Consider the following 17,006-nt stretch of genomic DNA (forward strand, 5'->3'; position numbering starts at 1 on the left):
CTAAACGGCGGCCAATGGTCGCCGTTTTGCTTTAAGATAACCGCCATTTTGCGGGGCGTGGCTCAAGGGCCAAACCCAATACCTGTAGGAGCGAGCTTGCTCGCGAGAAACGTAAGGGCAACGCGGTTATCTAGATCGCACGCGTTATCGTTGACGCTCATCGCGAGCAAGCTCGCTCCTACACATTGACAGCTTCCGGAGTTCTACATGACGGCCCACGCCGACCTTTCGCCGACCCTCCAGCTCGCCATCGACCTGATCCGCCGTCCGTCCGTGACGCCGGTGGACGCTGATTGCCAGAAGCAGATGATGCAGCGCCTGGGCGATGCCGGTTTCAACCTGGAACCCATGCGCATCGAAGACGTGGATAACTTCTGGGCTACCCACGGCACGCACGAAGGTCCGGTACTGTGCTTCGCCGGTCACACCGATGTGGTCCCGACCGGCCCGGTGGCGGCCTGGCAGATCGATCCGTTCGATGCGGTGATCGATGAGCACGGCATGCTCTGCGGCCGTGGCGCGGCTGACATGAAAGGCAGCCTGGCGGCCATGACCGTGGCGGCCGAGCGTTTTGTCGCCGACTACCCGGACCACAAGGGCAAGGTGGCGTTCCTGATCACCAGCGACGAAGAAGGCCCGGCACATCACGGCACCAAAGCGGTGATCGAGCGCCTGGCTGCGCGCAAGGAACGCCTGGACTGGTGCATCGTCGGCGAGCCGTCGAGCACCACCCTGGTGGGTGACGTAGTCAAGAACGGCCGCCGCGGCTCCCTGGGCGCCAAGCTCACGGTGCGCGGCGTGCAAGGTCACGTGGCCTACCCGCACCTGGCAAAGAACCCGATCCACCTCGCCGCCCCGGCCCTGGCCGAACTGGCCGCCGAGCATTGGGACAACGGCAATGCGTTCTTCCCGCCCACCAGTTTCCAGATCTCCAACGTCAATTCCGGTACCGGCGCCACCAACGTTATCCCGGGCGACCTGGTCGCGGTGTTCAACTTCCGCTTCTCTACCGAGTCGACCGTTGAGGGCCTGCAACAGCGCGTGGCCGATATCCTCGACAAACACGACCTGGACTGGCACATCGACTGGGCACTGTCCGGCCTGCCGTTCCTCACCGAACCGGGCGCGCTGCTCGACGCCGTGTCGGCCAGCATCAAGGCCATCACCGGCCGTGAAACACTGGCCTCCACCAGTGGCGGCACCTCGGACGGGCGTTTCATCGCCACCATGGGCACCCAGGTGGTCGAGCTGGGCCCGGTCAACGCAACGATCCACCAGGTCAACGAACGGGTCCTGGCCAGCGATCTCGATGTGCTGACGGAAATCTACTACCAGACCCTGATCAAGTTGCTCGCCTGATGCTTGCCTGCCCTATCTGCAGCGCGCCGCTGAACGCGGTCGACAACGGCGTGGCGTGCCCCGCCGGGCATCGCTTCGACCGTGCCCGCCAGGGTTACCTGAACCTGTTGCCGGTGCAGCACAAGAACAGCCGCGACCCTGGCGACAACCAGGCCATGGTCGAGGCCCGTCGCGACTTCCTGAATGCCGGGCACTATGCCCCGGTGGCCAGGCGCCTGGCGGAACTGGCCGCGGAGCGCGCGCCACAACGCTGGCTGGACATCGGTTGTGGCGAGGGTTACTACACCGCGCAAATTGCCGACGCCCTGCCCGATGCCGATGGCTATGCGCTGGACATCTCCCGCGAAGCGGTCAAGCGTGCCTGCAAGCGCAACCCGGCACTGACCTGGTTGATCGCCAGCATGGCCCGGGTGCCGCTGGCCGACGCCAGCTGCCAGTTCCTGGCCAGTGTGTTCAGCCCCCTCGACTGGCTGGAAGCCAAGCGCCTGCTCAGCCCTGGCGGCGGGCTGATGAAAGTCGGCCCGACCAGCGGTCACTTGATGGAATTACGCGAGCGCCTGTACGACGAAGTACGCGAGTACACCGACGACAAGCACCTGGCCCTGGTGCCCGAAGGCATGTCGCTGCAACACAGCGAAACCCTGGAGTTCAAGCTGACCCTGAGCAACCCTCAGGATCGTGCCAATCTGCTGGCCATGACCCCCCATGGCTGGCGCGCCAGCGCCGAACGCCGGGCAGCCGTTATCGAACAGGCCGAGCCATTCAATGTCAGTGTGTCGATGCGCTACGATTATTTCGTTCTGCAGTAATTGCTTGAGAGCAACCCTTTAACTTTTGGCCTTGGGCAGCAGCTTGAGGCCGGCTAAATCCGCGAATGGATTTTTCGAAACCCGCAGTGAGGAACATCCATGCGCCAACCCGATATCGAGATTTACCTCAAAGACGCCGACGTCGACCACAAGGCCATCTCGGCCTGGCTGGGCGCGGCCTTGGGCCCTTGCACCGACTGGGTTCAAAAAGGCCAGACCTACAAGTGCAAGGCCGGCAACGTGCCGGTCACCTGGCTGCCGAAAGCGGTGGGCAAATGGAACAGCCTGTACCTGGAAAGCGACCAGACGCCATGGGACGACGACATCGCCTGCGCCCGCGCCGCGTTTGCCGCGCTGAACGTTGAAGTGCGCTGTGCACCGGGTACCTGGGTCGAGGAAGAGGGTGAAGAGTCCGCCGATCGCTGGATTCGCATCAGCGTCGATGGCGAAGAAGAGATCACCTGGAAGACCGCGTAACACGCCGATCGGCTGATCGCTCCCACGCTCTGCGCGGGAAGGCACCCAGTAACGCTCTGCGCCACAAAAGCGGACGCAGAGCGCCCAATGAGAGATTCCCACGCAGAACGTGGGAACGATCTTCAGAGGCCGACTACGTCTTCTGCCTGCAAACCTTTCTGCCCGTCCACCACGGCGTACTCAACCTGCTGGCCCTCGGCCAACGAGCGGTGGCCTTCGCCACGGATTGCGCGGTAGTGCACGAACACATCCGCCCCGCCTTCACGCTGAATGAAGCCGTAACCCTTAGCGTCGTTGAACCACTTCACGTTGCCGGTCTCGCGCGTTGCCATCTATCGGTACTCCCTTTTTATTATTGGTCGGCCTGTTCACAGACACGCCGTCTGAGCCAGTGCGCACACTCGACTGACTGTCAAAAACAGGGTCGATAGTGGCAAACGGCCGGCCGAGTATATGACAGCGGTAAAAACTCTCAACTCAAGATTACTTCGGTGCTTTTTTGCCGATTTTCGACGAATACGTCACACTACCGCTCCCGAGCACTTGCTCGGTTTTTTTTCAACTAAAGCAGCAAGCCTATGACCCGTTCCCCGTTCCGCCGTCTTGTGTTTGGCGCCTTGCGCCGACTGTTGTACCTCTGGGTTCGCTCGGAGACGATCAACCAGTCGTCCTTTACCCTCAACCTCGACCGCAGTCGTCCGGTGTTCTACGTCCTGCAAAATCCCTCGTTGACCGACCTGGCCGTGCTCGACACCGAGTGCACCAAGGCCGGTTTGCCACGTCCGGTGCTGCCGGTGTCGGTGGGTAACCTGCTGGAGCCAGCGGCGTTCTTCTACCTGACACCCGCACCCGACTGGCTCGGTCGCCAGGACAAGCGCGGCGCGCCGCCGACCCTGACCCGACTGGTCAGTGCCCTGAGCCAGAATGCCGCCGAAGACGCGCAAATCATCCCCGTCAGCGTGTTCTGGGGCCAATCGCCAGACAGCGAATCGAGCCCGTGGAAACTGCTGTTTGCCGACAGCTGGGCGGTGACCGGACGCCTGCGTCGACTGCTGAGCATCATGATTCTGGGGCGCAAGACCCGCGTGCAATTCTCCGCCCCCATCCACCTGCGCGAGCTGATCGAGCACGACAAGGGCCACGAGCGCACCGTGCGCATGGCCCAGCGCATCCTGCGGGTGCACTTTCGCAACCTGAAAGCGGCGGTCATCGGCCCGGACATTTCCCACCGCCGCAACCTGGTCAAGGGCCTGCTCAATCAGCCGCTGGTCAAGCAAGCGATCCTCGATGAAGCCGAGCGCGAGAACATTTCGCCGGAAAAAGCCAAGGCCCAGGCACTGCGCTACGGCAACGAGATCGCCTCGGACTACACCTTCACCGCCATCCGCTTCCTGGAAGTGGTGCTGAGCTGGTTCTGGAACAAGATCTACGACGGCATCAAGGTCAACCACATCGAAGGCGTGCAGCAGGTCGCCCCGGGTCACGAAGTGATCTACGTACCCTGCCACCGCAGCCACATCGACTACCTGCTGCTGTCCTACCTGCTGTTTCGCAACGGACTGACCCCGCCGCACATCGCCGCCGGGATCAACCTCAACATGCCGGTGATCGGCAGCCTGCTGCGGCGTGGCGGCGCCTTCTTCATGCGCCGCACATTCAAGGGCAACCCGCTCTACACCTCGGTGTTCAATGAGTACCTGCACACCCTGTTTACCAAGGGCTTCCCGGTGGAGTACTTCGTCGAGGGTGGCCGTTCGCGCACCGGGCGCATGCTGCAACCGAAAACCGGGATGCTGGCGATCACCTTGCGCAGCTTCCTGCGCTCCTCTCGCATGCCGATCGTCTTCGTCCCGGTGTACATCGGTTACGAACGTGTCCTGGAGGGCCGCACCTACCTGGGTGAATTGCGCGGCGCGAGCAAGAAGAAAGAATCGATTTTCGACATCTTCAAAGTCATCGGTGCGCTGAAACAACGTTTCGGCCAGGTGGCGGTGAACTTCGGCGAGCCGATCAAGCTGGCCGAGTTCCTCGACAGCGAGCAACCGGATTGGCGCTCCCAGGAACTGGGGCCGCAGTACAGGCCTGCCTGGCTCAACGAAACCACCAATCGCCTCGGCGAACGGGTCGCCCGGCACTTGAATGAGGCGGCTGCGATCAACCCGGTGAACCTGGTCGCGCTGGCCTTGTTGTCCACCAGCCGTCTGGCGCTGGATGATCGCGCCATGGCGCGGGTGCTGGATCTGTACCTGGCATTGCTGCGACGCGTCCCTTACTCGCCGCATACCACGCTGCCAGAGGGCGACGGCCGTGCACTGATCGAACACGTCAAGGACATGGACCTGCTCTGCGAGCAAAGCGATGCGCTGGGCAAAATCCTCTATCTGGATGAGCAAAACGCCGTCCTGATGACCTACTACCGCAACAACGTCCTGCACATTTTCGCCTTGCCTGCCTTGCTCGCCAGTTTCTTCCAGAGCAGCTCGCGCATGAGCCGCGAACAGATCCTGCGGTACACCCGCGCGCTGTACCCGTACCTGCAATCAGAGCTGTTCATTCGTTGGTCGCTGGACGAACTGGACGCCGTGATCGACCAATGGCTCGAGGCGTTCGTCGAGCAAGGCCTGTTGCGCGTCGAGAACAACCTGTACCTGCGCCCGGCGCCAAGCTCACGGCATTTCGTGCTGCTGACCCTGCTGTCCAGGAGCATCGCGCAGACCCTGCAGCGTTTCTACATGGCCATCTCGTTGCTGCTCAACAGCGGCCAGAACACCCTCAGCGCCGAAGAGCTGGAAGACCTGTGCACGGTCATGGCCCAGCGCCTGTCGATCCTGCATGGCCTGAACGCCCCGGAGTTCTTCGACAAGAGCCTGTTCCGCCACTTCATCCAGACCCTGCTGGACCTGGAGGTACTGCGTCGCGACGAGGCCGGCAAGCTGAGCCATCACGAACTGCTCGGTGAACTGGCCGAAGGCGCTGCCAAGCGGGTGTTGCCAGCGGAGATTCGCTTGTCGATCCGTCAGGTGGCACTGCATCGCAGTGAGGATGCCGCTGAGCAGAACAGCGCCGCCCTTCAGTAAGCACCTGAACGCCGTCTTCTATGCTTCAACCGGTTCAATTCTGGAAGACGGCGTTTTAATTAGTTGGACCCTCTTTAATTAAGCACGCCCTGCACTCAACACTTCGCTTTCATGGCCAGGGACGCCCGTCATTGGGTCTCTCTCCCAGGGAACTGGTCCTGCGGCCAGTACCGCTACAGGCTCCCGTATTCGGCAGTTGAAGGCAAAACACCCTGGGGCAATGCCCGGCATAAAATCCGCTAGACTCCCGAGGGGCGCCGGCCTGCTGCTGGCGTCTCCTCGATACGGAGATCCACAATGAAGAGAAACACGCTTGCCCTGCTCGCTGCCGCCACCCTGCTGACGGCCTGCCAAAGCCCGTCACCGGCGCCTAAAGCAACCCTGGACGGCGAAGTCTTCTACTTGCAACGCATGGCACTGCCACCGACAGCAATCTTGAGTGTCAGCCTGCAGGACGTGACACTGGCCGATGCTCCGGCAAAGACCCTTGACGAGCAAAGAGGCCCGATCAAAGGCCAGGTACCCTTGGCCTTCCACCTCAGCTACGACCCGATGCAGGTCGAGCCCACCCACCGTTACTCGGTGAACGCCCGCATTGAGGTCGATGGCAAACTGATGTTCATCACCACTGAGAATCATGCCGTGCGACTGGACGGAAGCGATCCGCAGCCCGTAAAGGTTCGCGTCGACGCGGTTCGTTGAGAGGGATTACCGAACAAGGACGCTGCCAGGCAGCGTCCTGTCTTTCTCGAATCAAGCATCCAGCTCATCTCAGAAACGCCATCAACTGAGAGATAACGCTCGAAACGACGAACCCTTGTCTCAGAAAGCATGATCTCGCAAACCATGGACACTGAAACACGCCGGGATCCACTGAGTCAGTACGGTCGGACCAATACAGGCGTCGATCGCTCCCACGCTGAGCGCAGGAGCGATCATCAAACAGGTTCTTTCTTGACCCTGAACCACGCCGCATACAACGCCGGCAGAAACAGCAACGTCAACGCGGTCGCCACGATCAAGCCGCCCATGATTGCCACGGCCATCGGCCCGAAGAACACACTGCGCGACAGCGGGATCATCGCCAATACGGCAGCCAGGGCGGTGAGCACGATTGGCCGGAAGCGTCGCACCGTGGCTTCGATGATCGCCTGCCAGGGTTTGAGCCCGGCGAGGATGTCCTGCTCGATCTGGTCCACCAGGATCACCGAGTTGCGCATGATCATCCCCGACAGGGCAATGGTACCGAGCATGGCCACGAACCCGAACGGCTGACGGAATACCAGCAGGAACAGGGTGACGCCAATCAGCCCCAGCGGCGCGGTCAAAAACACCATCGCCGTGCGCGAGAAGCTGCGCAGTTGTACCATCAGCAAGGTCAGCACCACGACGATGAACAACGGCACACCGGCCTTCACCGAGTTCTGTCCGCGAGCCGAGTCTTCCACCGTACCACCCACGTCCAGCAAGTAGCCGTCCGGCAATTCAGCGCGAATCGGCTCGAGGGTCGGCAGAATCTGTTTGACCAGGGTCGCCGGTTGCTCCTTGCCATAGATATCGGCGCGAATCGTCACGTTCGGCAAACGGTTACGGTGCCAGATGACGCCCTCTTCAAAGCCGTACTCCAGGGTCGCCACCTGGGACAACGCCACACTCTTGCCGTTGTCGGTCGGCACCGCCAGGCTCGACAACTGCGACAGTTCGGTGCGTTCGTGCACGGTGCCGCGCAAGAGGATTTCGATCAACTCGTTGTCTTCACGGTACTGGCTGACGCTGGAGCCGGTCAGCGAGCTCTGCAAAAACCTCGACAGGTTCACGGTGCTCACGCCCAGGGCCCGTGCACGGTCCTGATCGACATTCAGGTACACCACCTTGCTGGGTTCTTCCCAGTCCAGGTGCACGTTGACCACATGGGGGTTCTCGCGCACCTTGGCGGCGACTTTACGGGCCAGGGCGCGGACTTCTTCAATGTGCTCGCCGGTCACCCGGAACTGCACCGGATACCCCACGGGCGGGCCGTTTTCCAGGCGCGTGACCCGCGAGCGCAACGCCGGAAATTGTTCGTTGAGGGTTTCGATCAGCCAGCTGCGCAGGCTTTCACGCTCCTCGATGGTGTCCGCCAGGACAACAAACTGAGCAAAACTGGCCGCCGGCAGCTGTTGATCCAGTGGCAGGTAAAAACGTGGCGAACCGGTGCCGATGTACGCCACATAGTTTTCAATACCGGCGTGCTCCTTGAGCATCGCTTCCAGGCGCTTCACCTCACCGGCGGTATTGCTCAACGAAGCGCCTTCCGCCAGCTTCAGGTCAACCATCAGTTCCAGGCGGCCCGAGGCCGGAAAGAACTGCTGCGGCACGAAACGGAACAGCACTACCGAAGCCAGGAACAGCAGGATGGTCAACGCAATCACGGTTTTACGCCGGCGCACACACCACTCCACCAGACGCCGCACCCGTTGATAAAAAGGCGTTCCATAAGGATCCGGCTGACCGGCACCGTGCTTGGCCGCGTGGAGCCTGGCCAGGTCCGGCAGCAGCTTTTCCCCCAGATAGGGTACAAACACCACAGCGGCGATCCATGAGGCCAGCAACGCGATCGTCACGACCTGGAAGATCGAACGGGTGTACTCGCCCGTGCTCGATTGCGCGGTGGCGATCGGCAGGAAACCCGCGGCGGTGATCAGGGTACCGGTGAGCATCGGGAATGCCGTACTGGTCCAGGCATAACTGGCAGCCTTGACCCGGTCGAAGCCCTGCTCCATTTTGATCGCCATCATTTCCACGGCAATGATCGCGTCATCCACCAGCAAGCCCAGAGCCAGTACCAACGCTCCCAGGGAAATCTTGTGCAGGCCAATGCCCAGGTAATACATGCAGGCAAAGGTCATGGCCAATACCAGCGGTATTGCCAAGGCGACCACCATGCCGGTGCGCACACCCAGGGAAAAAAAGCTCACCAGCAACACAATCGCCAACGCCTCGACCAGTACCTGGACGAACTCGCCGACGCTGGTTTTTACCGCCGCCGGCTGGTCAGACACCTTGCGCAGCTGCATGCCCGCCGGCAGGTTGTCCTGGATCCGCTTGAACTCGCGCTCCAACGCACTGCCCAGCACCAGAATATCGCCGCCGTCCTTCATGGCCACGGCCAGGCCGATCGCATCCTCGCCCATGAAGCGCATGCGCGGTGCCGGTGGATCGTTGAAACCACGGTGCACGTCCGCCACATCACCGATACGGAAAGTTCGATCACCGACGCGAATCGGGAAACCGCGAATCTGCTCGACCGTCTGGAAGTTGCCCGTCACCCGCAACTGCAATCGCTCACTGGTGGTTTCGAAGAACCCGGCGTTGGACACCGCGTTCTGCTCCTCCAGTGCTTGCTGCACAGCCGCCAATGGCAAGCCCAGCGTGGCCAGTTTGAGGTTGGACAGCTCGATCCAGATTTTCTCGTCCTGCAGCCCGAGCAGGTCGACCTTGCCCACATCCTTGACCCGTTGCAGCTGGATCTGGATGCGGTCCGCGTAGTCCTTGAGTACCGCGTAGTCGAAACCTTCCCCCGTCAGCGCGTAAATATTGCCGAAGGTGGTACCAAATTCGTCGTTGAAGAATGGCCCCTGGATACCCGGTGGCAAGGTCGGGCGAATATCGCCGACCTTTTTGCGGACCTGATACCAGAGTTCCGGAATGTCCACCGAATGCATCGAGTCCCGGGCAATGAACGTCACCTGGGATTCACCGGGGCGGGAGAACGACACGATCCGTTCATACTCGCCGGTTTCCATCAGTTTCTTTTCGATACGTTCGGTGACCTGCCGCGAGACTTCCTGGGCTGTCGCACCCGGCCACTTGGTCTGGATCACCATGGCCTTGAAGGTGAACGGCGGGTCCTCGCTCTGGCCCAGCTTGGTGTAGGACAAGGTGCCGACAACCGCCAGCAGGATCATCAGAAACAGTACGATCTGGCGATTACGCAGCGCCCATTCGGATAGATTGAAACCCATCGGGGATTACTCCTTGACCGCCAGATTGACCACGCGGTTGGAACGATCCACCGGCCGCACTGGCTGGCCGTCGTGGAGCACATGGACACCGGCCGCCACCACCCAGTCGCTGGCCGTCAGGCCTTCAAGCACCGGTACACTTTTCTCACCGAAGGCCCCGACACGAACCGGCGCCTTGCGCAGGGTGCTGTCGGCGTTCACCACCCAGACGTAGGTCGCACCGTTTTCCGCGGTGAGCGCCGAGAGCGGCACCGAGAGCGGCACCACGTCAGTGGTTTGAATGAATACCCGAGCGCTTTGACCGAGCTCGGCCGCCACCTTGCCGGCAGTGAAGGCGATGCGTGCGGCAAAGGTGCGTGACTTGGGATCAGCGGCTGGCGACAACTCGCGGATGCTGCCGGCAAAGCGTTGCCCCGGCTGGCTCCACAGTTCAACGGTGACCGGCTGGCCAATCTTGAACCGGCCAAACCCTTGCTCCGGCAGGCTGATCAAGACTTCACGCTCGCCGTCGGTGGCCAGGGTGAACACGGTTTGCCCCGCAGCCACGACCTGGCCCACTTCCACGGCACGCTTGGCCACCACCCCGTCACGTGGCGCGCGCAGGACGGCGTAGCTGGCCTGATTGTTGGCGACATCGAACTCGGCCTTGATCTGCTTGAGACGTGCTTCACCGGATCGGTAGAGATTTTCCGCGTTGTCGTACTGCGAGCGGCTGACCAACTGACGCTCCATCAGGGTCTTGTAGCGATCACGCTCGGTGCGCACCAGGTTCAGATTGGCAGTGGCCGCCGCCACTTGGGCACGGGTTGCTTCCAACTGCAGCCGTACATCCTCGGGATCGAGTTCGGCCAGCGCCTGATTGGCTTTGACCCGCTCCCCCTCCTCGACCAGTCGTCGGCTGACTTTGCCGCCAATGCGAAAAGCCAGGTCCGGCTCATAGCGTGCGCGGACTTCGCCAGGATAGCTGTCCATCGCCTGTGCGGAGGGCTCTGGCTGAACCACCATGGCCGGGCGAACGGCGACTTGCACCGGTTCTTCGTGACCACACGCAGCCAACAAAAACGCCAGGCTGGCTGGCAACACGAGAGGCAAGGCATAGCGGAACATGGCGAAGGACCTTTCGCTAATGGTGCTTGGAATAATTATACTGACCAGTATGTTATTAATAGCAAACTCACCAGTCCAGTATTAAAGCGAAGAATGCCCAAGAATCTTTCTGTACCCAACGGCCCTGGCCGCCCAAAGGATCCCGCCAAGCGCGAGGCCATCCTGGGAGCCGCCAAACGCCTGTTTCTGAGCAATGGTTACGCGAACACCAGCATGGACGCGGTGGCGGCTGAGGCCGGGGTTTCGAAGTTGACCGTCTACAGCCACTTCACAGATAAGGAGACGCTGTTCTCCTCGGCCGTCATGGCCAAGTGCGAAGAACAATTGCCTACCCTGTTTTTCGAACTGCCCGACGAGATGCCGATCGAGAGCGTGCTGTTGAACATCGCCCGGGGCTTTCATCTGCTGATCAACAGCGATGAATCGGTGAACCTGCACCGCCTGATGATCACGCTGGGCAGCCAGGACCCGAAGCTGGCGCAGATCTTCTTCGAAGCCGGTCCGCAACGGATGGTGCACGGCATGGAACGCTTGCTGAGCAAGGTCGACCAATCGGGCACCCTGCGCATCGACAAACCGCGCCACGCCGCCGAGCATTTTTTCTGCCTGCTCAAGGGCGCGGGTAATTTCCGCCTGCTCTACGGCTGCGGCGAGCCCTTGACCGGCGACACCGCCGAAGCCCATGTGCGGGAAGTGGTTGGATTGTTCATGCGGGCGTATCAGCCGGGGAACACTACAAGCCGCTAGGTGCTAGCGGCTTGTAACATCACTGCCCGCCGATTGCCGCTTAAGCCTTGAGCGCTTTCTTCGGATAGATGTCATAACGACTGGACTTGCCATCCAGCGCATGGCTCGGCTTGGGCCCTTCAATGCACGGGGCCTTGCGTGGGCGCTTGACCACGACCCGGTGGCTGGCCAGCGCCAGGGCGGCTTCGAGCAGGGCTGGCGCATCCGGGTCGTCGCCCACCAGCGGGCGGAACAGGCGCATTTCCTTCTTGACCAGCGCCGTCTTCTCCCGATGAGGAAACATCGGGTCAAGGTAGATGACCTGTGGCGGCTCACCCTCCCAATTGCGCATCAACTCAATCGAATTACCCTTGAGCAAATGCATGCGCGCCACAATCGGCGCTACCTCAAAATCTTCGGCCGCGCGTGCCAGACCGTCTTCGAGCAAAGCCCCGATCAACGGCTGACGCTCGATCAGGCTCATCTCACAGCCCAGGCTCGCCAGTACGAAGCCATCCTTGCCCAAGCCTGCCGTGGCATCCAGCACTCTGGGGCGCACGCCTTGGGCGACGCCAACCGCCTTGGCAATCATCTGTCCACTGCCGCCGCCATACAACCGGCGATGGGCCGCGCCGCCCTCAACGAAATCCACCCGCACCGGTCCTGGCGCATCCGGCCCCAGCTGCTGCAGCTGTAAACCCTGCTCACCCACTTGCAGGGCAAACTCGGCATCGTCCAGCAGCAGCGGCAAATTCAATCGCTCGGCCCAGAGCCGGGCTTGCGCCTGAAACCCATCGGCCAGGGCCTCGACTTTGATGCGGCTGGCCGCAGGTTGCTCACTCATCAGAAAACACACTCGAAAAATTAATGATCGGCAAAAACGGCCGATAACCAAACTATCGAGCATTTTGCCAGAGCTGAGCGTCAACCGAGAGAAATGTCAGACATTCAACGCGTACCCGCAGGCTTTATTACGCCTTACCGCGATTACAGCCAACACAACACCCAGACACTGAGCGGTGTCAGTCACCTGTGGCAGGATTTCTTTGCCCAGGCGCTGGCCGATCAGTCGGGTGACGGGCTACCCGCTACTGACGCATACCAACCCTTTGTCATCGACAGCCCGGACGAACCCGCAGGCGGTTCCGACCTGCTGGACAAGATCGTCACGCAACGCGCCTGCGATGTCGTGGACACCGAGATTCGCCCGCCGGAGCCGCTGTTCCTGCCCATCGCCGAATTCGACATGGAGCTGGCCGACAAACCGGCCCCGCCGTTCCCGCCTGAAGAGATCGTTGCCCAGCAATCGCAGCAGGAATTCGACAACAAATGGGTACGCCCACTGGTGCTCACGGCTGGCCAGCCATTGCCTGAACCGGGCCCGGCGCCGGCACCTCGCTCGCTATTCCTGCCGATTGCCGAGTTCGAACTCGAACTGCTGCCGCCTCCTGCGCAGCCCTTCGCGCCTGAAGAACTGCTGGAGCAACAGCAACAATTCGATTTCGACAGCCGCTGGGCGCGCCCGATCGTCCTGCACAACCTGCGCATCGCCGCCTGAGCCGGGCAAGGCACGCTCCTGCCCCGCCTGGCCACGACGCCTCTCAGCCCTTGAACAATTGATTGGCCTGCGAATACGGCATGGTCCGTTCGGTGAAGGTAAAGGTCCCCTGATCGTGAACCTCCCGGGCTGCCCGGTAGAACTCACCGTAAGCCGCCAGGGCCAGGGCCGAGCCAACGCTGATGCGCTTGACCCCCATGTCACTGAGCTGCGCCACACTCAACTTCAGGCCACCGGACATCAGCACATTGACCGGCTTCGGCGCCACCGCACGTACCACCGCCAACACCTCTTCGGCCGTGCGCAGGCCCGGTGCGTACAGCACATCGGCACCGGCTTCGGCGAAGGCCTGCAAGCGGCGAATGGTATCGGCCAAATCCGGATTGCCGTGCAGGTAGTTTTCGGCACGGGCCGTGAGGGTGAACGGGAATGGCAGGCTGCGCGCGGCCGCTACCGCCGCGTCAATCCGCGCCACCGCATGCTCGAAGCAGTAGATAGGGCCGTCTTCGCGACCGGTCGCATCCTCGATCGAGCCGCCGACGGCGCCGGCACTGGCGGCGCCCAGCACGCTTTGTGCAGACTGCTGCGGGTCGTCGGCAAAGCCGTTCTCCAGATCGACCGCCACTGGAAGATCGGTGGCCGCGACAATTGCCCGGACGTTGGCCAGGGTGTCCTCGAGTTTCAACGCGCCGTCCGGACGACCCATCGAAAAGGCATAACCGGCACTGGTGGTCGCCAGCGCCTGATAGCCCAGGCTAGCCAGCATTTTTGCCGAACCAGCGTCCCACGGGTTGGGGATCACAAAGGCCCCGGCACCTTCGTGCAAGGCCTTGAACGCTTGAGCTCTAAGGGTTTGCGCATCCATTGGCTCGCTCCTGTAGAAGGGAATGACCCGCCGTCAGAGCAAGCCCAGTTGCTCCGCGACGGGTTCTCTGTATAGCTCAGGCAGGGCCGGCAAGCCAGGCAGTCGTGCCATCAAGCGGGCATGGAAGCGCTGGGCCAATGCGGCGGCCAACAGGTTGTCCGCGGTATGCAGGAAGATGTACGGCGTACGGTCTTCCTCGATCCATTGGGCGATTTTCTCGACCCAGGGCGTGAGAAAGGCCTCGTTGGCCTCCAGCACAGGATGACCGATGAAGCGCACCTGCGGAAACCGGGTGAAGGCCGCCGGGCGAGTCGGGACATTGGGCTTCTTGGCTTGTGCGTGGAGTACCGAAGGCTCGGTCGAGGTGCAACTGAACAACGCCCGAGGATCCAGGCAGATGCGCTCCACGCCACGGTCCAGCAGCAAGCGATTGAGCATCCGCTCGGCATCGCCCTTGGCAAAGAAGTCCCGATGCCGGACCTCAACCGCCAATGGCCGTTGCAAGCCATCGATAAAGCCGGCCAACTCAGCGATGCGCTGCGGGGTAAACGCCGCTGACAGCTGCAACCACAGCGGCGCGACCCGCTCACCGAGCGGAGCGAGAAGCTGCACGAAGCTTTCGGCCGCCGTGATTTGCTCGCGCAGGTCGCCGCCGTGACTGATGTCACTGGGAAACTTGGCGGTGAAGCGAAAGTGCTCGGGCATGGTCTGCGCCCAGCGTTCTACCGTCGCCGGGGCGGGACGTGCATAAAACGTGGTGTTGCCTTCGACAGCGTTGAACACCTGGGTGTACAGGCCAAGCAGTTCGTGGGGGCGGGCGTTGTGTGGATACAGGTAGTCGCGCCAGGCGTTTTCGCTCCAGGACGGGCAACCGAGGTAATAAGGCAGCCGCATCAGATGTGCAGGTCGAGACCCAGCACTTCCGTATCCCAGTCGACAAACGTGGCGGTGCTGAGGTAGCTGGCCAGGGCCGTCGCCACGGTTTTGCTCATGGCGCGCTGGTAAAGCAGGTCTTGCGGGCGGGCGGGAAGATTGCTCGAGCGCTGGGCGACACGGGCTGCCAGTTGCTCTTCGGAAGGGATCGGCAGCTCGTCATCGATGTCCTCGACGGACTCGTCCACAGACGCATGGCCCTTACGGGGCTTGCGCGCAATGGGATAGGACTGGGAAGAAAAGCCGTCTATGCGCATAGGTGCGTGCTCACGATCGATGATGGCAATTTAGCGGCACTTCTCGGAGTGCGCAAATTGCCAAGTGATAACTAGAACACATAAAAGCAAAAAGGTTTAAAAGCGCAGGCAAGAAACTGACGATTGGAATCGCTTGCCATTCAGCGGGCCTTGGGCGTCGCCACCTTGTCACGCAGATACACTGGCTGCGCATCGTCGGCCGGGATGGCTTCCGCGCGCGCCCAAGCGAACTGTGCGAGGGTCAGCAGGTCCTGTGCGTGCGGCAGCATGCCAGCGTCCTGCCCGCTCAGGCTGACGGCAATCCGCTCGCCATAGCCCCAACCGGTGCCTGCGCCGAACCAGTCACCCGAAGCCTCTGCCGGCAACGCCGCCGCTTCCGGTGGCAGTACGGCTTCAGCCCCCACCAGGCGCATTTCACCGGCGGTTTCGCGGTAGCAACCCCAGTAGACCTCATCCATCCGCGCATCAATGGCTGCTGCCACTTGGGTAGCGCCGTGCTCACGCAACGCACGCTGCGCCAGCACGGCCAGGTTGGAGACGGGCAACACCGGGCGATCCAGGGCGAACGCCAGGCCCTGCACCACGCCAATGGCAATCCGCACCCCGGTAAACGCCCCCGGCCCACGTCCGAACGCTATCGCATCGACGGCCTGCAAGGTGGTGCCGGCGTCCGCCAGCAGTTGCTGGATCATCGGCAACAGCTTCTGCGCATGCAGGCGCGGGATCACCTCGTAATGGCTCGTCACTTTGCCGTCATGCAGCAAGGCAACGGAGCAAGCTTCAGTCGCGGTGTCCAGGGCCAGCAAGGTACTCATCGATGTATCCGTCAGGGAGGTGGTCAAAAGTGCGCCAGTATAAACAACAACGGCCCGCAAGCGGGCCGTTGAAGGTACAGCAAATCAGCTTTCTCAGCTCAGTGCTTCAAGCACTTTACCGGTGATGGCTTCAACCGAGCCAACGCCTGCAATGTGGCTGTAGACCGGCTTGCCATTGGCAGCCGACAGCTTCTGGTAGAAATCCACCAGCGGCTTGGTCTGGGAGTGGTAGACCGACAGGCGATGACGCACGGTTTCTTCAGTGTCGTCCTTGCGCTGCACCAGCTCTTCACCAGTGATGTCGTCTTTGCCGGCGATTTTCGGCGGGTTGTAAACGGTGTGGTACACGCGGCCGCTGGCCTCGTGAACGCGGCGACCGGCGATACGCTGCACGATTTCTTCGTCTTCGACGGCGATTTCAACCACGTGGTCCAGCTCCACACCCGCAGTCACCAAGGCTTCAGCCTGGGGAATGGTGCGTGGGAAACCGTCGAACAGGAAACCGTTGGCGCAATCAGGCTGGGCAATACGATCCTTGACCAGAGCGATGATCAGGTCGTCGGAGACCAGGCCGCCGGCATCCATGATGCTCTTGGCCTTGATACCCAGCTCGGTGCCGGCCTTGACAGCCGCACGCAGCATGTCGCCGGTGGAGATCTGTGGAATGGCGAATTTTTCGGTGATGAACTGAGCCTGAGTACCTTTACCGGCCCCGGGAGCTCCCAGCAGAATGACGCGCATCGATGTGCTCCTCAATTTCTTATTGATAAACGATCGGATTCGCCGCGTGGGGCCAATCTCAAAATAGGGTCGTGGGCCGCCCAAACGGCCAAAGGCTGATCAAGATACACAGCAGGCACGGACCACACAAGCCGTCGAAAGTCGGAGGAACCCGGGCCTGCCATGCCCTTGCGACGAGGTGTTCCAAGTCGCAACCCCATAACAAAGTGTCGCCTGACAAACGCCAGCCGCCGTTTCGCAGCCCTCGTTTTGGGCTGCGAAACGGCCGCCAGGGGTAT

Annotated in this window: 16 protein-coding genes; 7 read left to right on the plus strand and 9 right to left on the minus strand. The window is 61.6% G+C overall.

Annotation, left to right across the window (positions count from 1 at the left end):
- Positions 1 to 207 precede the first annotated feature (207 nt).
- The 3 genes from dapE to CKW29_RS18575 all read left to right on the plus strand — a co-directional run bounded on the left by dapE (position 208) and on the right by CKW29_RS18575 (position 2,645).
- Positions 208 to 1,359: a succinyl-diaminopimelate desuccinylase gene (gene dapE / locus CKW29_RS18565; RefSeq protein WP_095146525.1), complete on the plus strand. Its 1,152-nt coding sequence runs from the start codon at positions 208 to 210 to the stop codon at positions 1,357 to 1,359.
- Positions 1,359 to 2,168: a putative RNA methyltransferase gene (locus tag CKW29_RS18570; protein ID WP_095148922.1), complete on the plus strand. Its 810-nt coding sequence runs from the start codon at positions 1,359 to 1,361 to the stop codon at positions 2,166 to 2,168. The genes dapE and CKW29_RS18570 overlap by 1 nt, the downstream gene beginning before the upstream one ends.
- Before the next feature lie 99 nt (positions 2,169 to 2,267).
- Complete coding sequence (locus CKW29_RS18575) at positions 2,268 to 2,645, plus strand: hypothetical protein (RefSeq protein WP_095077496.1); 378 nt, start codon at positions 2,268 to 2,270, stop codon at positions 2,643 to 2,645.
- 122 nt (positions 2,646 to 2,767) lie between these two features.
- Here CKW29_RS18575 and CKW29_RS18580 read toward each other — a convergent pair whose 3' ends face one another.
- Complete coding sequence (locus CKW29_RS18580; RefSeq protein ID WP_019692071.1) at positions 2,768 to 2,977, minus strand: cold-shock protein; 210 nt, start codon at positions 2,975 to 2,977, stop codon at positions 2,768 to 2,770.
- Positions 2,978 to 3,223: 246 nt separating this feature from the next.
- Between CKW29_RS18580 and plsB the strand changes: the two genes are divergently transcribed.
- Positions 3,224 to 5,722 (plus strand): glycerol-3-phosphate 1-O-acyltransferase PlsB, encoded by a 2,499-nt coding sequence (gene plsB, locus CKW29_RS18585; RefSeq protein ID WP_095146523.1) that lies wholly within the window; start codon positions 3,224 to 3,226, stop codon positions 5,720 to 5,722.
- Positions 5,723 to 6,019: 297 nt separating this feature from the next.
- Positions 6,020 to 6,424, plus strand: coding sequence for a YbaY family lipoprotein (locus CKW29_RS18590; protein ID WP_095146522.1), 405 nt, complete (start codon positions 6,020 to 6,022; stop codon positions 6,422 to 6,424).
- Positions 6,425 to 6,660: 236 nt separating this feature from the next.
- On the opposite strand, the gene CKW29_RS18595 is transcribed toward CKW29_RS18590, so the two are convergent.
- Entirely contained in the window at positions 6,661 to 9,726 is a 3,066-nt protein-coding gene (locus tag CKW29_RS18595; RefSeq protein WP_095148923.1) for an efflux RND transporter permease subunit, read from the minus strand.
- A 6-nt stretch (positions 9,727 to 9,732) separates the two neighbouring features.
- Positions 9,733 to 10,833, minus strand: a complete 1,101-nt coding sequence (locus CKW29_RS18600) for an efflux RND transporter periplasmic adaptor subunit (RefSeq protein ID WP_095146520.1) — start codon at positions 10,831 to 10,833, stop codon at positions 9,733 to 9,735.
- Between the two features lie 93 nt (positions 10,834 to 10,926).
- On the opposite strand from CKW29_RS18600, the gene CKW29_RS18605 reads away from it, so the two are divergent.
- A complete protein-coding gene (locus CKW29_RS18605; RefSeq protein ID WP_095146519.1) occupies positions 10,927 to 11,580 on the plus strand; it encodes a TetR/AcrR family transcriptional regulator in 654 nt (217 codons plus the stop codon).
- 40 nt (positions 11,581 to 11,620) lie between these two features.
- Here CKW29_RS18605 and CKW29_RS18610 read toward each other — a convergent pair whose 3' ends face one another.
- Complete coding sequence (locus CKW29_RS18610; protein ID WP_095146518.1) at positions 11,621 to 12,403, minus strand: class I SAM-dependent methyltransferase; 783 nt, start codon at positions 12,401 to 12,403, stop codon at positions 11,621 to 11,623.
- Between the two features lie 93 nt (positions 12,404 to 12,496).
- Between CKW29_RS18610 and CKW29_RS18615 the strand changes: the two genes are divergently transcribed.
- Entirely contained in the window at positions 12,497 to 13,117 is a 621-nt protein-coding gene (locus CKW29_RS18615; RefSeq protein WP_095146517.1) for an energy transducer TonB, read from the plus strand.
- 43 nt (positions 13,118 to 13,160) lie between these two features.
- Here the strand turns inward: CKW29_RS18615 and CKW29_RS18620 are convergent, their stop codons facing one another.
- The 5 genes from CKW29_RS18620 to adk form a co-directional block, all read right to left on the minus strand.
- Positions 13,161 to 13,982 (minus strand): isocitrate lyase/phosphoenolpyruvate mutase family protein, encoded by an 822-nt coding sequence (locus CKW29_RS18620; RefSeq protein ID WP_095146516.1) that lies wholly within the window; start codon positions 13,980 to 13,982, stop codon positions 13,161 to 13,163.
- Between the two features lie 33 nt (positions 13,983 to 14,015).
- Entirely contained in the window at positions 14,016 to 14,876 is an 861-nt protein-coding gene (locus CKW29_RS18625) for a DUF72 domain-containing protein (protein WP_095148924.1), read from the minus strand.
- A complete protein-coding gene (locus CKW29_RS18630) occupies positions 14,876 to 15,172 on the minus strand; it encodes a hypothetical protein (protein ID WP_095146514.1) in 297 nt (98 codons plus the stop codon). Before CKW29_RS18630 ends, CKW29_RS18625 begins: the two co-directional genes overlap by 1 nt.
- 140 nt (positions 15,173 to 15,312) lie before the next feature.
- The gene (tsaB, locus tag CKW29_RS18635; RefSeq protein WP_095146513.1) at positions 15,313 to 15,987 is read right to left on the minus strand and encodes a tRNA (adenosine(37)-N6)-threonylcarbamoyltransferase complex dimerization subunit type 1 TsaB; all 675 of its coding nucleotides are present in this window, start codon (positions 15,985 to 15,987) and stop codon (positions 15,313 to 15,315) included.
- Positions 15,988 to 16,080: 93 nt separating this feature from the next.
- Entirely contained in the window at positions 16,081 to 16,728 is a 648-nt protein-coding gene (gene adk / locus CKW29_RS18640) for an adenylate kinase (protein WP_095146512.1), read from the minus strand.
- Between the last annotated feature and the right edge of the window lie 278 nt (positions 16,729 to 17,006).

The organism is Pseudomonas sp. Irchel s3a18 (genome assembly GCF_900187535.1).
In the GTDB taxonomy this organism is placed as follows: domain Bacteria; phylum Pseudomonadota; class Gammaproteobacteria; order Pseudomonadales; family Pseudomonadaceae; genus Aquipseudomonas.

What these genes read in the sequence shown, in the direction of transcription:
- dapE (WP_095146525.1), top strand. Translation starts at nt 208, where the DNA reads ATGACGGCCCACGCCGACCTTTCGCCGACCCTCCAGCTCGCCATCGAC.
- CKW29_RS18570 (WP_095148922.1), top strand. Translation starts at nt 1,359, where the DNA reads ATGCTTGCCTGCCCTATCTGCAGCGCGCCGCTGAACGCGGTCGACAAC.
- CKW29_RS18575 (WP_095077496.1), top strand. Translation starts at nt 2,268, where the DNA reads ATGCGCCAACCCGATATCGAGATTTACCTCAAAGACGCCGACGTCGAC.
- CKW29_RS18580 (WP_019692071.1), bottom strand. Translation starts at nt 2,977, where the DNA reads ATGGCAACGCGCGAGACCGGCAACGTGAAGTGGTTCAACGACGCTAAG.
- plsB (WP_095146523.1), top strand. Translation starts at nt 3,224, where the DNA reads ATGACCCGTTCCCCGTTCCGCCGTCTTGTGTTTGGCGCCTTGCGCCGA.
- CKW29_RS18590 (WP_095146522.1), top strand. Translation starts at nt 6,020, where the DNA reads ATGAAGAGAAACACGCTTGCCCTGCTCGCTGCCGCCACCCTGCTGACG.
- CKW29_RS18595 (WP_095148923.1), bottom strand. Translation starts at nt 9,726, where the DNA reads ATGGGTTTCAATCTATCCGAATGGGCGCTGCGTAATCGCCAGATCGTA.
- CKW29_RS18600 (WP_095146520.1), bottom strand. Translation starts at nt 10,833, where the DNA reads ATGTTCCGCTATGCCTTGCCTCTCGTGTTGCCAGCCAGCCTGGCGTTT.
- CKW29_RS18605 (WP_095146519.1), top strand. Translation starts at nt 10,927, where the DNA reads ATGCCCAAGAATCTTTCTGTACCCAACGGCCCTGGCCGCCCAAAGGAT.
- CKW29_RS18610 (WP_095146518.1), bottom strand. Translation starts at nt 12,403, where the DNA reads ATGAGTGAGCAACCTGCGGCCAGCCGCATCAAAGTCGAGGCCCTGGCC.
- CKW29_RS18615 (WP_095146517.1), top strand. Translation starts at nt 12,497, where the DNA reads ATGTCAGACATTCAACGCGTACCCGCAGGCTTTATTACGCCTTACCGC.
- CKW29_RS18620 (WP_095146516.1), bottom strand. Translation starts at nt 13,982, where the DNA reads ATGGATGCGCAAACCCTTAGAGCTCAAGCGTTCAAGGCCTTGCACGAA.
- CKW29_RS18625 (WP_095148924.1), bottom strand. Translation starts at nt 14,876, where the DNA reads ATGCGGCTGCCTTATTACCTCGGTTGCCCGTCCTGGAGCGAAAACGCC.
- CKW29_RS18630 (WP_095146514.1), bottom strand. Translation starts at nt 15,172, where the DNA reads ATGCGCATAGACGGCTTTTCTTCCCAGTCCTATCCCATTGCGCGCAAG.
- tsaB (WP_095146513.1), bottom strand. Translation starts at nt 15,987, where the DNA reads ATGAGTACCTTGCTGGCCCTGGACACCGCGACTGAAGCTTGCTCCGTT.
- adk (WP_095146512.1), bottom strand. Translation starts at nt 16,728, where the DNA reads ATGCGCGTCATTCTGCTGGGAGCTCCCGGGGCCGGTAAAGGTACTCAG.